Below are 16,762 nucleotides of genomic sequence, written 5' to 3'. Positions count from 1 at the left end.
AACAGAAAATATGTGCGGCAGGGAAAGCTGAGAAAACCAAAATAAATAGATGGAAAATTTGCGAACATCCGAAATGATACATTTACTTTATGCACAAAACATGAAAAAGGTTGCGCATTGACGGATGCGATAGTATAATTATTGATAACTGGTTGGGATTCATATAAAAATTCAGAACAACTCGAAAATTAAATTTTGAGAGCTGCCTGATCGGAAAATGAAAGGGCAGCGTGGACAACAGCCGGAAATCATGTACAAGAAAGGTGATATGGAGATGGGAAAACAGACAGCTTGGGAAGAAATTGATAAGAAATCCAGCGAGATCTTTACCGCCAGCGACGAGATCTGGGGCTGCGCGGAGACTGCCTTCACGGAAGAAAAGTCGATGAAGATCCTCTGCGATGTTCTGAAAGCAGAAGGTTTTACAGTTGAGACAGGTCTTGCGGACGTAAAGACAGCATTTAAGGGCACATTCGGTTCCGGAAAACCTGTGATCGGTATCTTAGGCGAGTTTGATGCCCTGTCCGGACTGGATCAGGAAGCGGGAGCTACCGAGAAGATCGTTGTGCATGATGGCGCCAGCGGACACGGCTGCGGACATAACATGCTCGGCACAGCGTCCCTCTCCGCGGCGATCGGAATCAAAAAGTATCTGGAAGAAAGCGGAAAACCGGGAACCGTGATCTATTTTGGCTGCCCGGGTGAGGAAGGCGGATCCGGAAAGGCATTTATGGCGAAAGGCGGAGTGTTCGCAAACCTTGACGCCGCGATCACATGGCATCCGGGAGATTTAACGCAGGCCGACACGGGAAGCTCCCTCGCAAACTATCAGGTAGCGTATAAATTCTATGGAAAGAGCGCCCACGCAGGCGGCGCACCGCATCTTGGACGAAGCGCCCTTGACGCGCTGGAGCTTATGAACATGGGTGTACAGTTCTTAAGAGAGCATGTGGTTCCGGAGGCGAGAATCCACTACGCGATCACAAACACCGGCGGATACTCCCCGAACGTTGTACAGCCGTATGCGGAAGTTCTGTATCTGATCCGTGCCCCGAAGAACAGTCAGGTGGAGGAGATCTATCAGCGTGTCAACAAGATCGCTGAGGGCGCTGCCCATATGACAGAGACCCGCGTGGAGATCGATTTCGTAAAGGGCTGCTCGAACCTCATGAGCAACAAGGTGATCGCGAAGGAACTCTGGGACAATCTTGTGGAGCTTGGCGCTCCGGAGTACACGGAAGAGGAGATGAAGTTTGCCAAAGCCATCAGTGAGGGCGTTGGCGACAGCCGTTTTGAGTCCTTAGAGAAGATCGCAAAGAACTGCAAGGACAAAGCAGCTAAGGCGGAAGTCCTTTCTCATAAGGGCGAGAGCATGTACCGCTTTGTCGCTCCATTCAACCCGGACGGAATCATGTCCTTCGGTTCCACGGACGTTGGTGATGTGAGCTGGAACTGCCCGACTGCCCAGGCCTACGTTGCTACATGGGCGGCTGGAACACCGGGCCACTCATGGCAGGTTGTTTCCCAGGGCAAGAGCGGACTGGCACACAAGGGACTGATCTACGCGGCGAAGGCAATGGCAGGCGCAGCGATCGATATGTATGAGGATCCGGAGATCATCGCGAAGGCGAAAGCGGAGATGGAGGAGGAGCTGGATGGCGACACCTATCACTGCCCGATCCCGGACGGATGCAAGCCGAGAGCGATTGGAATGAAGATGTAAAAAATTGATTGATACGATTGAGCGTGAACGGAATGACGCGCTGCAATTGTACATAAAAAACGGGGAGAAGTTCCGTAAAATGGAACTTCTCCCCATTTTTCATGAAAAATCCCAATCAGATCCGTTTCAGCTCATACTGTCTCGTGCCGAGACCGATCTTTTCCGCCTGATCGAGAGTTGCCTGCCATTCGATATTCGGGTTGGAATCTTTGAAATGATCATGGTGGCAGTGCCATCCCGGCTGGGAGAGATGTTCTCCAAGCTGGCTATTGGCGATTGGAGCCGCCTTCAGACAGGCATCCGCGCAGGCCTGGTCCAGAGCCACCGGATCGAAGCTTGCGAACATTCCGATATCCGGAAGGATCGGGGCATCATTTTCACCGTGGCAGTCACAGTTCGGGCTGATATCCTGCACAAGGGAAATATGGAAGCACGGGCGGTCATAACAGACAGCCTGCGCGTACTCTGCCATCTTGCGGTCTAAAAGCTCGTTGGCATTGTAGTTCGGGTTGTAGATAGCATCAAAGCTGCAGGCACCGATACAGCGGCCGCAACCTTTGCACTTGTCATAATCGATGACGGCTTTCTTATTTACATATGTAATAGCATCGCTTCCGCACTCCTTCGCACAGCGTCTGCAGCCGCGGCAGAGCTTCTCACGGACGGACGGCTTTCCGCTTGCATGCTGCTGCATTTTTCCGGCACGGCTTCCGCAGCCCATACCGATGTTTTTGATGGCACCACCGAAACCGGTGGATTCATGACCTTTGAAATGGGTCAGGCTGATAAAGACGTCGGCGTCCATAATCGCGTGGCCGATGAAGGCCGTCTTGCAGTATTCTCCGTTCACGACCGGAACCTCCACCTCGTCAGTTCCGCGAAGACCGTCACCGATGATGATCTGGCAGCCGGTGGAGATCGGGTTGAAGCCATTGAGGTTTGCACAGTCTAAATGATCCAGAGCATTTTTTCTGCTGCCCGGATACAGGGTGTTGCAGTCGGTCAGAAACGGCATGCCGCCCTGTTCCTTACAGAGATCCGCAACGGCTTTCGCGTAGTTCGGACGAAGGAAGGCGAGATTTCCGAGCTCACCGAAATGCATTTTGATCGCGACGAATTTTCCGTCCATGTCAATGTTTTTGATTCCTGCAGCAACGCAGAGCTTTTTCAACTTGTCCAACTGGCTGGTTCCAACCGAACACCGGAAATCGGTAAAATAAACCGTTGATTTTTCCATGCTTATAAAGTCCTCCTTTAATAAATACTTCGCAACGCTCCATTACCGTAAAGTCTGCGTTTTACTGCGGCGAGTACGGCCGGCGCGACCAGTGCGGTCAGCGCGCAGCCTGCTGAACCGTTACGATCTTTCTAATAAAAGTATCCCCGTAAGTCTTAAATTAGTCAAGGATAAATTTTGCGGAATTTTTTTAGGATAAATTTTGCAGAAATTTTTACATTGTGGTATAGTAAACGGGAATCGGTGTGTGCCGATGCATACCAGAAACAAAAAAGGAAGCTGTGAAGAACAGTTATAAAAGGTGATCGTATGAACATAAGAAAACTGGCAAGACCAGCGGCAGCGCTTTTGGCCGCCGCAGCCCTGATGGCGGGGATCCCTGAACTTCGGATGGAAGCGCAGGCGGCGTTTCCGGAATACTTAAAATCCGTGACCTACTTCGGTGATGCCTGGCCTATCAACTACTGGGGGACAGAGGATGACAACATGGGGGCAAATTTTGCCCGCATCAAGGCGGACGGCTTCAACAGCATCATTCTCGTGATCCCGTGGAGAGAGTTTCAGCCGGGAGATATGGGAAATATGTACAATGAGGCTGCTTTCGCCAAACTCGATCAGGTCATGAAGTGCGCGGATGACCATGGACTTATGGTGACGCTGCGGATCGGTTACTGCTGGGATTACAGCGGTGACGCGTCCCTTCCGGAGCGATATGCCGGTGTGGTGCAGGACGGAAGCAGTGATAGGAAGCTGTGGCTGGATTACTGTAAGACGATCTATGACCGGGTATCCGACTACGGGAACTTTCAGGGTGGATTTATTACCTGGGAGGACTTCTGGGACTATACGTCAAACATGGACCGGGATCTCACAAGAGCCCTCAGTATCCGTCTGGCATCCAGATGCGGATATCAGGATTACCTGAAGGCCCACTACTCCCTTGCGGAGGTCGGCGCGGTCTACGGAAAGACATTCCGGGATTATTCCGAGATCTGGATCCCGGAGAGAAAGCGCCCGGAGGCGAAGCTGTTTTTTGAGTTCTATGACAGCTTTTTAAATAAGCTCCTCTCCGAGAGTCAGGGAGTGTTCCCCGGACTATCCATGGAGGTTCGGTCCGACGGAGACCCGATCTACCAGCTGGATGGAAGCTATACCTACTATTCCCACTCCGCCACGTATCCGTGTGACGATGCCGAGTACTCCGCTCTTATGTACAGCGTGTCCCTCGGACAGCAGAACGTGGGAGACCATATTTCCGCGGAAACAGCGCTGGCATCCATGCAGAACAGCATGAACGGTCTGGTGGAAAAGAGCGGAAAGAAGTATTTTATGGAGCAGTTCCTCTATATGGATTCCACAGAGGCATTCTCCTACAATACCCAGATCGAGGAGTCCCAGGTGGCGGACTTTGTGAAGAATACCGCTCCGATCTTAAAGGATACTACCTGCGGCTACGGTCTCTGGGTATACCGGAATTATGTAAATGATTGTGTATACAATGGCCAGTTCGCTCTGGGACTGACAGGCTGGGATACCACCGGAAAGGTTGAGAAAACGGAACATGACGGATCAAAGGCAGTCACTCTGGCAAAAGACAGTGTGCTCAGCCAGAATGTCCATGGGCGTCTTGGAAAAAGGGACAAGATCTATGTAAAATTCTGGGCGGCACCGAAGAACGGTGCAGCGAAGGTCACCTTCCAGATCGGTGACGCTAAAAAGTCGGTCCAGGTGACGGAAGCGGGAAATTATGAGTGTTCCATCCCGTGGCAGGAAAACTACAATCTCTCGATCACGACAGACCGAAGCGTGACACTGGACAATATTAAAATGTATTCCCACGAGCAGTACGGCAGGATCTATGACACAGACGGCAACGAGCAGGATCTCGCGGCGGCGTTCCGGGAGTTAAATGCGGCACTGGATCAGACACAGACTTCGGAGCCTGTTCCGGCAGCCGATTCCAGTAAATAAAATTTCTGTAAAAAAAACATAAAGAAATTTGAAATTCCTACTTGCGGAATTGCTCAGACTACGATATAATCTCCGGGATAGTTTGACAGGGATCGATAAAAACCTGTCAGTGTCCCGGAGATTTTTATGCGGGCAATGAGTCTAAGCCTGTGTCCGCATATCAGGAATGTTTTGGAGAGCCGCCCCAAAGCTTATGTTTCCGGGTGTGTTGCGCGGTTAAAAAAAGGAGGATTACATGGAGAAAAAGAAAAGTTCACTCGCTGTCAGAATGAGTATTTCCCTCGTCTGCGGTCTGGTAGCAGGTCTTCTGTTAATGTTCTTAAGAGAAAACCTCAACAGCACAGGCAAGGAAGCCGTATGGGCAACGATCAACAGCATCCTGTTCCAGGACATCACAGCGGCAGGCGCTGAAAAGGCACTCGGTATCTTCTATATTATTGGTCAGTTGTTTATCCGTTCTTTACAGCTTGTCATCGTACCGATGGTATTCACATCCATCACACTTGCGATCGGACAGATTTCCGATACAAGAACTCTCGGCAGAATTTCCGTAAAAACGATCGCAGGTTTCCTGATCTGCTCTTTCTTTGCATTACTTATGGCATGCGTAGTCGGAATCATGATCTACAATGCAGGTGTATTCAATATTCAGGTGGAGGGTCTTGAAGGTTCCGCCGGATCTACCGGTTCCAACCCGTTAAATGTGATCCTTAACATTGTTCCGTCCAATATCACAGCGGTATTCAGCACAAACACTTCCGTTCTCGCGATCGTGTTCTTAGCGGTTTCCCTCGGTCTCTGCATGAAGGCAGTCGGCGACGAGAAGAGCGCAACATTAAAGAAGCTCATCACAGAAGTAAACGATATCGTTGTTGTATTCTTAAACTACGTTGTTACAAAGTTCGGTCCGTTCGCGATTTTCGTTCTCCTTGCAAGAACATTCGCGACATACGGAATCAATCACTTAAAACCGGCTCTGGCATACGTTGTCGTAACCGTTATCCTGCTTCTCTTATTCCTCTTTGTAGGATACCCGATCTTTGTAGCAGTTACAACAAAGCAGAATCCGGTGAAGTTCGCAAAGAAGATCTTCCGTGTAGCAGTATTCGGATTCTCCACTTCCTCCAGTGCGGCTGCTCTTCCGCTTAACGTGAAGACGACCACAGAGGAGCTCGGTGTTGATGAGAAGATCGCTTCCTTCGTACTTCCGCTCGGTATGACCATCAACATGAACGGTACCGCGATCATGCAGGTCGTTGCGACTCTGTTTATCGCAGGCTGCGCAGGCTACGATGTAACCCTGTCCCAGCTCATCGTGATCGCTCTCTTAGCCCTGATCGCATCCGCTGGTACACCGGCAGCTCCGGGCGCAGGCGCGATCATCCTGTTCACGATCCTTTCCGGTCTTGGCTACATCAACGACGGTGCACTCTTAGCATACAGCCTGATCCTTGCGATCAACCGCCCGATCGAGATGTTAGTAACGGCGCTTAACGTTGTCGGCGACTCCGCAACTGCAATCTACGTTGCGAAATCCGAGGGAATGTTAAACGAGGATATCTACAATTCATAAGGAAAATACCGGTCTGGTTTATGGTCGGTGTGCAAAGCTCCGGAAGACCTGAGGGAAGAAGCCCAGGTCTTCCGGAGCTTTTTTATGTAACAGGAAATCCCGGGGAATTCCCTGTTACATAAAAAGGCACTGACGTGCCAAAGATGCGCACTCGCGCGAAGATGTAGACTGTCGCAAGCGACCGCGCGAGGCGCGAGAATGTGCCAAGGCACATTCTTTTTTCTGAAACAGCGTGCCTGTGATGCGTCTCCGCTTGACATTTTCTGAACAAATAAACAGAAAAATGTGATATGATAAAAACATGTGAAAGAGGCAGACAAGAACATTCAGTCTGCGGGGACAGGGGGAGCTTTATGACAGGAACCATGTTTTTCAACATGCTTTTAAATATCGGACTGCTGGTGCTTCTGGCAACGCTGCTCACCAATATGGCATCGGTGCGGAAGCTGTTCCGGGGAGAGAGCAGCACGATCATCCAGAAGATGGCGTTGGCAGTGATCTTCGGTGCCATCAGCATCGTGTCGACCTACACAGGGACAAAGACCGGCGGGGCCATCGTCAATACCCGCGTCATCGGCGTTCTGACCGCAGGAATCATGGGCGGACCGTTTGTTGGAATGATGACGGCACTCATCGCCGGAGCCCACCGGTTCCTGTTTGATATCGGCGGCTTTACAGCAGTCTCCTGCGCGGTCTCAACGCTGGTGGAAGGCGTGCTGGGAAGCCTGGTCTATAAAAAGTACAAGGCGGGGGAGATGGACAGCGTCGATCTGTTTTTCCTGACTGCCGAGGCGGAGATCCTGCAGATGGTGATCATTCTGATGATCTCGAAGCCTCTCGGTGCGGCCATGGAACTTGTGGGAAAGATTGCCGTTCCGATGATCGTCATGAATTCTGTGGGAATGGTGCTCTTTTTCAAGACCTTTGATATGGTGTATATGCGTGAGGACAGCCTGTTTGCGGAGCGGATGCGCCTTTCCATGGGAATCGCGGACAAGAGTCTCGTCTATCTGAGAAAAGGTTTCGGAAAGCGGGAAAATATGGAAGCCGTGACCGATATCATTTTCGGTGAGATTCCATGTCAGGCGGTGATCATCACGGATGAAAAGGAAGTTCTGGCGGTGAGTTCCCTGATCGATGACAGCCGTTTCCGCCGGGAAAAGTTTCTGGAACATCTGACAGGACCGGCAAAAGGAATGAAAGCAGAATGTATCTGGGAGGAAGATCTCGATGAGGAGATACGGCCGCTGTTTCACTCCCTCGTGACGGTGACAGTTCCGGTCATGACCGGAGATGAGAAGATCGGAAGTCTGTCCATTGTCGTGAAAAAGAGACGCCGTGTGGAACGAAGCATCGGGGATTTTCTGGAGGAACTTGCGAAGATGTTTTCCACACAGTTAGGGGTCTACAATGTAGAATATCAGAAGAAATTGCGGAAAAAAGCGGAGTTTAAGGCGCTGCAGTCTCAGGTAAACCCGCATTTTCTCTACAACGCGCTGAATACGATCTCCTGCATCTGCGATGAGGATGCGGGAAAGGCCAGTGACCTGATCTTAACGTTAGCGTCCTACTACCGTCAGACTCTGGAGAACGACCAGTACATGCTGGATATCGATACGGAGATCAACCATGTCCGGACGTATCTGGAGATCGAGAAGGCGAGATTTGAGGAGAAGCTCCGGGTGGAGATCAACGTGGAAGACGGTCTCTCCTGTCAGGTCCCGTCCTTTATCCTGCAGCCCATCGTGGAGAATGCTGTCCGGTATGGAAACAGTGCGGACGGGGTGCGCAGAGTGGAGATTTCAGCAAAACGGGTGCAAAGCGGGCCCGGGGAGGAGCTGGTGAGGATCGGAGTCAGGGATCATGGAAAAGGTTTTGAACCGGGAGAGGCAGAGAGGATCCTGACCGGAAACAAGACCGGCAGCGTTGGATTAAAAAATGTGAATGAACGTTTGAAGAGTACATACGGAAAGCGTTATGGGCTGGAGATCCGGAATACGGATGACGGGGCGGATGTTTCGTTCTGCATTCCGTATCAGGCAGAGAGCTGACAGGAAAATACTGTGACCGGACGTAACTATTCAGTACCTTCATAGTTACGTGCAAAAATCCATTCCAGATCAGCTTCGCTGATGGGATTTTTGCCTTCCAGCCTATGTTTTCTTACGGTCAGCGCAGCAAGTGCGCAGACCTACTGAACAGTTACGACCGGACTATTTTATAAATTGGGGAAACTATGAGAGACAGGGGGAGATGTTTTGAAGATCGCAGTGATCGATGATGAGAGACCGGCAAGAAAAATGCTGATCCGCAGGGTGAAGGAAGTGCGTCCGGACTGTGAGATCACGGAAGCGGAGAGCGGAGCGGACGCCTTAAAGATGTTTAATGAGGCGGATTCGTTTGATCTGATCTTTGTGGATATGGACCTCGGGGACATGGAGGGGACGACGCTGGCGGCTACGGCAAAAAGACTGTTTCCCAAGGCGAAGATCGTCTTTGCCACCGCCTATTCCCAGTATGCCGCGAAAGCATACGAGATGGAGATCGATGACTATATTTTAAAACCGTTCGATCCAGAGCGGGTGCACCATGTTGTGAAAAAATGCATTGGAGAAGGAAAACGTGATCCCGCGGGGAAAGTGGAGGAGCAGGAGGAAAAAACGGAACCGGTAGCAGCAGAAAAACAGGGGGCAGAGCAGGAAAACGCAGGTGTGGAAGAGAGGCGCGAAGCAACGGTATTCGGCAAGATCCCTGTGACGGCCAGCCACGGGATCTTGTTTCTGGAGATCGCCCAGATCGTGTATGCGGAGACCGATGGACACGGATGTGTGGTCCACACCACGTCGAAATCCTATGAGGTCAACCAGCTTTTGGGAGAACTTGAGAAAAAGCTGGCGGACTTCGGATTCTTTCGGATCCATAAGAGCTATCTTATAAATCTGCCATTTATTTCGGAACTTTTCGCAGGCAGCGGAAACGGACTTTCCGTACATATGAAGGGGTATGAGAGCCGGGAACTCCCGGTGGGAAGAGAAAAACTGAAAACATTAAAACAGCTGTTGAAGATCAGCTGACAGAAAGAGAAACTGCGGCACTCCGTTCATGACGAAAGGAGTGCCGTTTGTGCAGATAACCATGCTGTTCATGCAGACCACCTTTAAATATTGTGCAAAATATACTATAATGCATTTGCTTGAAGAAAAAGAACTAAGCATAATGTATATTCAAGGAGGGATTTGTATGATTAGTTTTCTCGTCTGTCTGGCACTTTTGATCGGAGGTTACTTTGTTTACGGCAACCTCGTAAATAACATTTTCAGTCCGGATGACAGAGAGACACCGGCAGTCAGAATCAACGATGGTGTCGACTACGTAGTCATGCCCCAATGGAAACTCTTTCTGATCCAGCTTCTTAATATCGCTGGTCTGGGCCCGATCTTCGGAGCCATGCAGGGTGCATTGTGGGGACCGATCGTATTTCTGTGGATCACCTTCGGTACGATCTTTGCCGGCGGTGTTCATGACTTCTTCTCCGGCATGATGTCCGAGAGAAATGATGGTGCTTCGATCTCAGAGGTATGCGGAATCTACCTCGGCGGCCTGATGCAGAACGTGATGCGTGTATTCAGTGTTGTACTTCTTGTCATGGTTGGTACTGTTTTCGCAGTTGGTCCGGCCGGTCTGATCGTAACTCTGTTCAGCAATGGCGGAGCACAGGGTCTGGTCGTAAACAAAGAGATGTGGCTCTGGATCATTCTGGCTTACTACTTTATCGCGACCTTTATTTCTATCGACAAGATCATCGGTAAGGTCTATCCGATCTTTGGTATCTGCCTGATCATCATGGCACTCGGTGTTGCTTTTGGTATCTTCACAAAACCGGAATATGTGATCCCGGAGATCTGGAGCAATTTCAGAAACATGCATCCGAGCGGAACACCGGTATGGAGCTTCATGTTCATCACCGTTGCCTGCGGTGCGATCTCTGGTTTCCACGCAACACAGTCACCTCTTATGGCGCGTTGTATGAAATCTGAGAAACAGGGTCATTTCGTATTCTATGGCGCAATGGTATGTGAAGGTATTATCGCCCTGATCTGGGCAGCAGCAGGATGCTCTCTCTACGAAGTGACAGGTGGTTTAAACACAGGTCTCGCAGAGATCATGAAGAACGGTCAGTCCGCAGCCATCTATGATGTCTGCCAGAAGACCATGGGCGGTGTCGGCATTGCTCTTGCTATGTTAGGTGTTATCGCCTGCCCGATCACTTCCGGTGATACAGCATTCAGAAGCGCACGTTTAACACTTGCTGACTGGTTCAAGGTTGACCAGAAGAACTGGAAGAACCGTCTGATTCTTTGCGTACCGTTACTTGGAATCGGCGCTATCGTTGGACATATGGATTACAGCATCGTATGGAGATACTTCAGCTGGACAAACCAGACACTGGCTATGATCGTTCTCTGGACAGCAAGCATGTACCTCTACAAGGCAAAGAAGAACTACTGGCTCACAGCAGTTCCGGCAACCTTCATGAGCGCTGTTTCCATGACATATTTCTTCTGCGCAAAAGAGTGCTTAAACCTCGGTACTGCAGTTGCGTACCCGGTAGGTATCGTACTTGCGGTTGTATTCCTTGGAATCTTCATCCGCGCAACGAAGAAACAGACAGCATAATGTAAGATTATAATGACACGAAAGACAGGCTGCAAAGCTGGGAGTGTCTGACTGCAGATGATGCAGAAAGTATAAGCTGCCCCGGTGAAAGGCTGAGGGCAGCTTATACTGGTTATTCAGTATTTGGGAGGCGAGAGTTATGTTCTTAAAACCGGCAAAACTTGGAGAAAAAGAGATTCCGGAGAGTATTCTTTCAGAGGACAAAAAGCACTGTAAGAAGATCGGTCCCTGCGGAATCGGAAAAGAGGCACTGTACCTCAACAGCTTTTATCTGGAGCGGCGGTATTATGTCCCAGTAGCTTCCGTCTCCCGTGTCTTTAAGCGCGTGGCGATGAGCAAAGGTGGATTCACGGGAAAAGGCCTGTTTGCCACCATGCCGTATCTGGTGGTTGTCTATGAGGACGGTAAGGAAAAACAGTGCAACTTTAAATATGAGGATCAGGTGGACGCTTTCGTGGCATCCGTGAAGGAACGGTTCCCGCAGATAAAGACCGTGAGTGAAGCGGCAGAAAAGCGCCTTGCGGAAGCTGAGAAAAAGCAGGCGGAGAAACGTCTCATTCCTCTCTCAGAGCAGGCGAAGGAGACGGTAAATGTTCTGGAACAGGCAAAAGCAGCTCTCACGAAACGGTTGTCCCTGTTCACAGAGCTCACCAACGCGGCAAAGAAAAAGAGAACGTATGAGAAGACAAAGCCGTTTTACAAATGGCTCGCTTTATTCATGGTAGTCATGGGGGCGGCGGCACTTGCATATGGCGTATTCTCCTTTATGAATCACGATGCGTTTGCCGTATACTTTGTCCTCTTTGGAATGGCGGCGATCTTTCTGTTCTCCGGAGCGAATGTCATGCCGACGAGTACGAATAACCGGAAAGCCATCGAAAAACGTCTTGCGGTGGCGGAAGAAGCCGTTACGGGTTATGTGGACAGCCTTCATCTTGGACTTCCGGTTCCGGCCTGTTATCTTCATCCGGTGACTGTAGAGCGGATGCAGCGTGCTGTCCGTGAGGGGCGCGCCGAGTCTGTGGAGGACGCGTTTGACGTTGTAAAAAATGATCTGAAAAAGATCAACGCGGATGTATCCGTCACCCAGGAGGAATTCGACGAGATCATGGCGATCAAGCCGGTGTTCTTAGTCAGAGATTACGCATAGATGAAAACAAGGATTCATGGTATTATATGAAAACCGGGATGCTGCGCAGATAGATGGCATCCCGGTTTTCTTCATGCGATTTTGATAGATTTCTGCTATTTCCCTGCAGCCATCTGATAGATCTTAAGCATATCTTCCGCTTCCAGCTTCTTCGCGGATCCCTTCGGGCCGCCTGCAGCGATTCTCGCGTTTTTCGCCATAGTCTCAAGCTGTTCTTCTGTCGGGTCGATCCCGAGTTCCTTTAAGTTTGTCGGCATATTGATGGCGCGGTAGAAGTCTTCCATGGCCTCGATGCCCTTTAAACCCGTCTCCATATCATCTTTTCCAGGCTCAACACCCATGACATTCACTGCAAATTTCGCGAACCGCGGTGTACAGTTATCGATCACATATCTCGCCCAGCTGCCCCAGATCGCCGCAAGACCCGCACCGTGGGCAACGTCGAACATTCCGCCGATCTCATGCTCTAAGAGGTGGGAGGCGAAGTCTCCGCCGTCGTTTCCGCAGCCGGTGAGGCCGTTGTGGGAGAGACTTCCGGACCACATCACCTCGGCTCTCGCGTCATAGTTGTCTGGATCGTCCACAAGGATCTTCGCGTTCGTGATCACGGTGCGCATAAGACCTTCCGCAATGGCATCGGTGATCTCCATATTTCCGCCGTTTGTGAAATAGCGCTCCATGGTATGCATCAGAATATCGGTGCAGCCGCAGGCTGTCTGGTACGGCGGGAGAGTCATTGTGATCTCCGGGTTCATGACAGCGAATACAGGGCGGGAGATATCATTGTTGTAGCCGCGTTTTTCCAGTGTTTCATCGTTTGTGATGACAGAGCTGTTGCTCATCTCACTTCCGGAAGCCGCGATGGTCAGAACAACGCCGATCGGAAGGCATGCGGATGCCTGACGGGTGTGCTCATAGAAATCCCAGACATCACCGTCGTTCGCGAGACCGTAACCGATGGCTTTCGCGGAGTCGATGACGCTGCCGCCGCCTACCGCAAGGAGAAAATCAACGCCCTCCTTTCTGCAGAGCTCGATCCCCTCACGGACTAAGGAAAGACGTGGGTTTGGGACAACACCGCCAAGCTCCACATAGGTGACTCCGGACGCGTCCAGGGATTCCTTAATGCGTCCGAGAAGACCGGAGCGGATCACGCTGCCGCTTCCGTAGTGGAGCAGGACTTTTTTACAGTTGACATTTTTTACAAGTTTTCCGATCCGGTATTCGGTTTCTTTTCCGAATACGACGCGGGTCGGGGTATAGAAATTAAAATTAAACATAAGACACCCTCCTAATAGATCAAGTATACTAAGGATCGCAGTGATCTGCAAGAAATACCTTTGGAACTTTCCGGATTTTCGGAAGCTTACCTGACACAGATTTTACACAGACTTTAGGTGATGACGGCACCAGATTTTACAGAGGACGCATAGGATAAAGACAGAAACTGACAGACAGGCATAAAAGAAAAAGGCAGAGACGATCTGCAGGAGGAAACACATTATGAAAAAAATAAGACTGACAGCACTTACCATGGCGGGACTGATGGCGGCGGCATCCATGACCGGCTGCGGTGCGAAAACAGCGGAGACCACAGCGGCTTCGGAGACAACGACAGCAGCAGGGACGATGGCGGCAGAGACAACAACTGTGGCGGAGACGGCTGGGAAGGTGTCCCAGACCAAACCGCTTGTAGTATATTTAAACGACTTCGATGATATTATCCCAGAGATGTTTAAAAAGGCGACCGGATATGATGTGGAAGTCGTAGCAGGAAACGGTGCGGAGACACTTGCAAGGATCGAGACGGAGGGCGACAACCCACAGTGGGATATCGTATGGCTGGATTCCATGCCAAGTATCAACTCTCTCGGAAAGAAGGGAATGCTTCTCACAGACTGGGAACCATCCAATGCGGGAAACCTCACCGATTTCTTTAAGGAGATCGTTCCGGCGGACAAGGCATACTATCCGACCGGGGCACACGCGGCAGGCGTGATCGCGTACAGGAATGATGTTTTCACAGAAGAAACAGCTCCGAAGGCCTGGGAAGACTTCGCAAAACCGGAATATAAAGATAAGATCGGGATCGCAGACCCGAGCGTAGCGGCTCCGGCATATCCCTTCGTGTCATACTTCTTCAACTCGAAGGGAATGGACAGCGGAAAAGAGTACTTCGGCTCATTGTTCGAAAATGGCTTAAAGGTCTACCCAAAGAATCCGCAGGTGGTTCAGGCGCTTGCCAGCGGTGAGATCGCGGTGGCAGGACTTCAGGAGAGCAACGCATACGGCATGATCGCTTCCGGAGAGCCGATCAGCATCATCTGGCCGGAAGAAGGCGCACCGGCATCTGTACGTGTGGCAGCGATCAGCGCGAAGACGGATCAGCCGGAGGTTGCGAAGAAATTCATCGAATTCCTTTTACAGCCGGAGACACAGCAGCAGCTGGTGGATGCGGGAGATGAAGGATATTTTGAACCGTCCGTTGCAGGTGTAAACGAAAAAGAAGATCGCGAGAAAGATGGAAAGCTTGTCTATGCAGAGGCATCCTGGGCATCTGAACACGAAGCAGAGATCAAGGAGTGGTTTGCAGATGAGTCCGCGAAATAGTGGAAAATTAAGAAGCGCAGCACATAGAGGACAGGCAGAAGGGGCGATCGGCTGGATCGTCCTTTCCGTGCTTGCTGTTTTAATTATCTTGCCGCTGGGGGCCGTTCTTTTACAGATCGTAAGTCCCGGATTTTTTGGAAATACGGAAAAAGCAGATGGAATGAGCCTGCTCTTTGAGGTCTTTGAAAAACCGCTCTGGTATAAGGCACTCGGAAATTCCATGTCTCTTGGCATCTGGACAACATTTTTTGGTACGGTGTTTGGGGCGTTTCTTGCAAATTTCCGGGTAAAATGGGAGTTTAAGACAGCGAAACTTTTAGACATCGCGGCGTGGATCCTGATGATCATGCCGTCCTTCATCATTGCCCAAGGCTGGGTCTATTTCGCTTCCGGAAACGGGATCGCGAGGTCCTGGCTTCACTGGAACAACATAAACAGTCTGGTATTCAGCTTTCCGGGGCTGGTGTTTATCATGGTACTCAACAAGTTCCCCTTTGCTTATGTGACGATCAAGGCGGCCCTGGAGTGGAAACCGGAACGGCTGTCTCTGGCAGCAAGAATGAATGGGGCATCTCCGTGGGAAGAGTGGAAGACTGTGCAGGCACCTTTATGCATTCCGGCCTATTGTTCCGCGGCGATCTTGATCTTTATGGATACGATCGGTGATTTCGGACTTCCGGCAGCGATCTCCGGAGTATATCGCTTCCCGACATTGCCATACGCGATCTATACGGCGCTTTACAGTTCCCCGATCCGCCTGGATATGGCAGGTGTGTTATCCTTCTATCTGGTACTGATCATCATCGCAGCCATGATCGTCCAGTACAGGATCATTGGTAAAAAACGGTATGATTTCTTTGATACGGGAACCGTGAAGGCGGTGCCGGTCCGCCCTGCATTTGGAGTCGGGATCATCCTCGATTTCTTAGGGGCATTTCTGGCATTTATCACACTGTTCGTGCCGCTTGGTTCCACAGTGGTCATGTCCTTCTCCGACTCGATCTCCGTTGCAAATTTCAGTTTCACGTTAAAGAATTATGAGAAGGTCATCGTAGACAGCAAAGAGCTCTTAAATGGTCTGGAACACTCCTTGATGATTGCCTTTGCGGCAGCCATCATTGGGCTGGTTCTCGGATTTTTCGTTTCCTATGTGCTGAACTATTCAGACTTCGTTTTAAAGCGCGTGATCGATGTGCTGTCCCTGGTTGCGTTAGCAGTGCCGGGAGTCGTTTTAGGTATCGGCTATATCTTTGTATGGAACCAGCGATGGATCGAATCCGTGGGGGTTAAGATGTACGGAACGCCCAGGATCATTGTCCTTGCCAGCGTTGCGGCGGCGATTCCGGTCATCACGAGAGTTCTGACCGGCGGTATGGCAAAGATCCCGAGACCGATCCTGTTTGCGGCCCGGCTTTCCGGCGCCGGTCTTATCACGCGGATTCGGACGATTCTCTGGCCGCTCTTAAAAGCAACCGTTTTGTCCGCATTTTTATCCGCATTTGGCGGAAGCGTGTTCAACCTTGCGATCAATACGATCCTCTATCCGCCGAACTATCAGACACTGCCGGTCTACATCAGCAAAGGAGTGGAAAATCTGAAATTCGGATATTCTGCGGCGGCAACGGTGTTTGGCGGCGGAATCGTGGTCCTTCTCATTTTACTGATGGAGCTTTTACCGCTTTATTCTCAGCTGTTCCAGAGAAGAAGAGCAGCCGGATCTGTGGTGAAGCTCTTCCGGGGGCAGAAAGAAAATAAGCGGGTAACGATGAAGGTACAGAATAGTTAGACGATCAGGAAATAAAGCAGATACAGTGGGAGACT

Annotated in this window: 11 protein-coding genes; 9 read left to right on the top strand and 2 right to left on the bottom strand. The window is 50.6% G+C overall.

All coding sequences use genetic code 11. The annotated features are described in order from the left end of the window. Positions 1-274: 274 nt before the first annotated feature. Positions 275-1,723: a M20 family metallopeptidase gene (locus ACXMYH_RS13610; protein WP_142412479.1), complete on the top strand. Its 1,449-nt coding sequence runs from the start codon at positions 275-277 to the stop codon at positions 1,721-1,723. Between the two features lie 115 nt (positions 1,724-1,838). Here ACXMYH_RS13610 and ACXMYH_RS13605 read toward each other — a convergent pair whose 3' ends face one another. Further along, positions 1,839-2,960, bottom strand: coding sequence for a DUF362 domain-containing protein (locus ACXMYH_RS13605; RefSeq protein WP_486555085.1), 1,122 nt, complete (start codon positions 2,958-2,960; stop codon positions 1,839-1,841). 309 nt (positions 2,961-3,269) lie between these two features. On the opposite strand from ACXMYH_RS13605, the gene ACXMYH_RS13600 reads away from it, so the two are divergent. The 6 genes from ACXMYH_RS13600 (at position 3,270) to ACXMYH_RS13575 (ending at position 12,331) form a co-directional block, all read left to right on the top strand. Continuing rightward, positions 3,270-4,931 (top strand): hypothetical protein, encoded by a 1,662-nt coding sequence (locus tag ACXMYH_RS13600; RefSeq protein ID WP_486555084.1) that lies wholly within the window; start codon positions 3,270-3,272, stop codon positions 4,929-4,931. A 235-nt stretch (positions 4,932-5,166) separates the two neighbouring features. After that, entirely contained in the window at positions 5,167-6,504 is a 1,338-nt protein-coding gene (locus ACXMYH_RS13595) for a dicarboxylate/amino acid:cation symporter (RefSeq protein ID WP_117469123.1), read from the top strand. A 353-nt stretch (positions 6,505-6,857) separates the two neighbouring features. Continuing rightward, positions 6,858-8,555, top strand: coding sequence for a LytS/YhcK type 5TM receptor domain-containing protein (locus ACXMYH_RS13590; RefSeq protein ID WP_486555083.1), 1,698 nt, complete (start codon positions 6,858-6,860; stop codon positions 8,553-8,555). Positions 8,556-8,762: 207 nt separating this feature from the next. Beyond that, positions 8,763-9,578, top strand: a complete 816-nt coding sequence (locus ACXMYH_RS13585; protein ID WP_486555082.1) for a LytR/AlgR family response regulator transcription factor — start codon at positions 8,763-8,765, stop codon at positions 9,576-9,578. Positions 9,579-9,744: 166 nt separating this feature from the next. Beyond that, entirely contained in the window at positions 9,745-11,181 is a 1,437-nt protein-coding gene (locus ACXMYH_RS13580) for a carbon starvation CstA family protein (protein WP_118530942.1), read from the top strand. A 139-nt stretch (positions 11,182-11,320) separates the two neighbouring features. Continuing rightward, positions 11,321-12,331 (top strand): ATPase P, encoded by a 1,011-nt coding sequence (locus tag ACXMYH_RS13575; RefSeq protein WP_486555081.1) that lies wholly within the window; start codon positions 11,321-11,323, stop codon positions 12,329-12,331. 95 nt (positions 12,332-12,426) lie between these two features. Here ACXMYH_RS13575 and ACXMYH_RS13570 read toward each other — a convergent pair whose 3' ends face one another. Next, the gene (locus tag ACXMYH_RS13570) at positions 12,427-13,611 is read right to left on the bottom strand and encodes an iron-containing alcohol dehydrogenase (RefSeq protein WP_486555080.1); all 1,185 of its coding nucleotides are present in this window, start codon (positions 13,609-13,611) and stop codon (positions 12,427-12,429) included. Positions 13,612-13,834: 223 nt separating this feature from the next. Here ACXMYH_RS13570 and ACXMYH_RS13565 point away from each other — a divergent pair, with 223 nt between their 5' ends. Beyond that, complete coding sequence (locus tag ACXMYH_RS13565; RefSeq protein ID WP_486555079.1) at positions 13,835-14,941, top strand: extracellular solute-binding protein; 1,107 nt, start codon at positions 13,835-13,837, stop codon at positions 14,939-14,941. Continuing rightward, positions 14,925-16,727 carry an ABC transporter permease gene (locus ACXMYH_RS13560; RefSeq protein ID WP_486555078.1) on the top strand — a complete coding sequence of 601 codons (1,803 nt, stop codon included), beginning with the start codon at positions 14,925-14,927 and terminating at the stop codon, positions 16,725-16,727. The genes ACXMYH_RS13565 and ACXMYH_RS13560 overlap by 17 nt, the downstream gene beginning before the upstream one ends. Positions 16,728-16,762: the final 35 nt, after the last annotated feature.

Source organism: Pilosibacter sp. NGB245 (assembly GCF_057397225.1).
The sequence above is the reverse complement of the archived record's forward strand: the minus strand, read 5'-3'. Positions and strand labels throughout refer to the sequence as shown.

What these genes read in the sequence shown, in the direction of transcription:
- ACXMYH_RS13610 (WP_142412479.1), top strand. Translation starts at nt 275, where the DNA reads ATGGGAAAACAGACAGCTTGGGAAGAAATTGATAAGAAATCCAGCGAG.
- ACXMYH_RS13605 (WP_486555085.1), bottom strand. Translation starts at nt 2,960, where the DNA reads ATGGAAAAATCAACGGTTTATTTTACCGATTTCCGGTGTTCGGTTGGA.
- ACXMYH_RS13600 (WP_486555084.1), top strand. Translation starts at nt 3,270, where the DNA reads ATGAACATAAGAAAACTGGCAAGACCAGCGGCAGCGCTTTTGGCCGCC.
- ACXMYH_RS13595 (WP_117469123.1), top strand. Translation starts at nt 5,167, where the DNA reads ATGGAGAAAAAGAAAAGTTCACTCGCTGTCAGAATGAGTATTTCCCTC.
- ACXMYH_RS13590 (WP_486555083.1), top strand. Translation starts at nt 6,858, where the DNA reads ATGACAGGAACCATGTTTTTCAACATGCTTTTAAATATCGGACTGCTG.
- ACXMYH_RS13580 (WP_118530942.1), top strand. Translation starts at nt 9,745, where the DNA reads ATGATTAGTTTTCTCGTCTGTCTGGCACTTTTGATCGGAGGTTACTTT.
- ACXMYH_RS13575 (WP_486555081.1), top strand. Translation starts at nt 11,321, where the DNA reads ATGTTCTTAAAACCGGCAAAACTTGGAGAAAAAGAGATTCCGGAGAGT.
- ACXMYH_RS13570 (WP_486555080.1), bottom strand. Translation starts at nt 13,611, where the DNA reads ATGTTTAATTTTAATTTCTATACCCCGACCCGCGTCGTATTCGGAAAA.
- ACXMYH_RS13565 (WP_486555079.1), top strand. Translation starts at nt 13,835, where the DNA reads ATGAAAAAAATAAGACTGACAGCACTTACCATGGCGGGACTGATGGCG.
- ACXMYH_RS13560 (WP_486555078.1), top strand. Translation starts at nt 14,925, where the DNA reads ATGAGTCCGCGAAATAGTGGAAAATTAAGAAGCGCAGCACATAGAGGA.